Annotated in this window: 3 protein-coding genes (1 of these 3 cut by a window edge); 2 read left to right on the top strand and 1 reads right to left on the bottom strand. The window is 33.5% G+C overall.

Annotated elements, in window-relative coordinates; all coding sequences use genetic code 11:
• Positions 1–540, bottom strand: the 5' end (the start) of a protein-coding gene (locus WG67_RS03670; RefSeq protein ID WP_070356927.1) for a lysine--tRNA ligase. It extends 996 nt beyond the left edge of the window; the window shows 540 of its 1,536 coding nt (coding positions 1–540); it begins with the start codon at positions 538–540; the stop codon falls past the left edge of the window.
• 108 nt (positions 541–648) lie between these two features.
• Here WG67_RS03670 and WG67_RS03665 point away from each other — a divergent pair, with 108 nt between their 5' ends.
• Both WG67_RS03665 and WG67_RS08540 read left to right on the top strand, forming a co-directional pair.
• Entirely contained in the window at positions 649–945 is a 297-nt protein-coding gene (locus tag WG67_RS03665) for a type IV secretion system protein VirB3 (protein ID WP_007548615.1), read from the top strand.
• Positions 946–954: 9 nt separating this feature from the next.
• A partial coding sequence (locus tag WG67_RS08540) for a VirB4 family type IV secretion/conjugal transfer ATPase (protein ID WP_458694905.1) occupies positions 955–1,807 on the top strand: 853 nt, incomplete at its 3' end.

The following is a 1,807-nucleotide window of genomic DNA, read 5'->3' as shown; positions in this document are numbered from 1 at the left end:
AGTTTTTGGGCATATTGGCAAGAATGGACTATAAGTCTGCTGTCTTTCTTCCCGAAATGATGGAAGCATTACGTCCATCACTTTATCATAATTTTTCAGTAAGAGTAAAAGTTTTTCATCGTAAACGCCAGATTTATAACACTCTGTTGCACTCCTGAACTCGTATTCAAATTCAAACATATCAAGAAATTTACACAACAATGAATTCATATGATGACCATAACTCTGATGAGTGCCAAATGGATCAGGTATCATAGTCAATGGTTTATTTAAGTGCTCTCTTAGCATCTCTTGATTTGGCACATTATCTGGTATTTTTCGCAAACCATCCATATCATCTGAAACTGCAATGATTTTGGTTTTTATACCAGGAGCTATTTTTTTTAATGCATTTACAATAACTGTAGTGCGGAAAACCTCTCCAAAGGTTCCTATGTGGGGTAAACCAGAGGGTCCATAACCAGTTTCAAATATTATTTCTTTTTTATTAGGAAACTCTTGCAATATTTTTTCTGCTTCTTGAAATGGCCAATTTGTCATTATCGGGATTAAATAATGTATCTTAACTTAAAGTGCTACTAGTTTCAATGGATTTTTAATATAATGATATAGTATTAGTGTTAGAGCTATTATTAGAAGGTTAAAGATATGTCCACAGGTAGTATACAAACAGATCAATTATTTAAAGGTCTTACAAGACCTGCAATGCTCTTTGGTGTGAGTTATATGTTTGCAATATTAAACGTCCTGATTTGCATGCTAATTTTCATTAATTCAAATGATTTAAGAGTGATTCTCTTAATGTTACCAGGTATACATGGACTTGGTTATATAGCTTCTGCAAAAGAACCGTTGTTTATTGAATTATTTATGGTAAAATTGGGAAAGTGCTCGAAATGTTTAAATCGTTTTTACCATGGAGCCAATTCTTATGATATTGCTTAACGTTGTTTGATGCTGAGGTTTAGGGCTATTCAATCAAAGAATAAATCTACTCTGAACAGGGAAGTTCACGCTGCTGAATTTATTCCTTATTCTTGCTATTGGAATAGCACAACCTTGATGACAAAAGAAAATTGGTTGGTTAAGGTTATAAAATTAAGTGGTTTTGCATTTGAAACTGCCGATGACGAGGATTTAGTCATACAGAACAACATCAGGAATCAGATGCTAAGAAGCATTTCATCTCCGGCATTTAGTTTGTATTTTCATACTATCAGACGTAAGAAAAATATTTTTTCTGATGAATTTGCAAGTCAAGGTTTGCCGAATTTTTTCGCTAATCACGTAAATCTAAAATGGAGAGAAAAACACGCAACAAGGCAATCATTTATTAATGACCTATACATTACGATTATCCGTAGAGCGGACACAAAAGGAGTAGAATTTTTGTCACATCTACTAAAAAAATTCGGACATGTAACTTCAAAACATGCTTGGGAAAGTGATATACGTGCCACGTATGAAGATTTAGAGGAAACGACAAATCGTGTAGTGACAAGCCTTAGAAATTATTCGCCTAAAATTCTTGGAGTAAAAGAAACTCCAGATGGTTTGTTCTGCGAAATAATGGAGTTTCTATCTAGAATCGTAAATTGTGGATTCGTTACAAATACGCTTTTTCCGCTAAGAACTGAAATATCAAGGTACTTACCAGTACATAGGTTATTCTTTGGCCGTAAGATGATACAGGTTGTGACTCATAATGAGAGTAAATATGCTGGAATAATTAGTATCAAAGAATATGGAAATCATACTTCTGCAGGAATGCTTGATTCGTTTTTACAACTTCCTTACGAGTTTATAA

Source organism: Wolbachia endosymbiont of Drosophila incompta (genome assembly GCF_001758565.1).
Taxonomy (GTDB): domain Bacteria; phylum Pseudomonadota; class Alphaproteobacteria; order Rickettsiales; family Anaplasmataceae; genus Wolbachia; species Wolbachia pipientis.
Note: the sequence above shows the minus strand (reverse complement) of the source record. Positions and strands in the feature narration are given on the sequence as shown.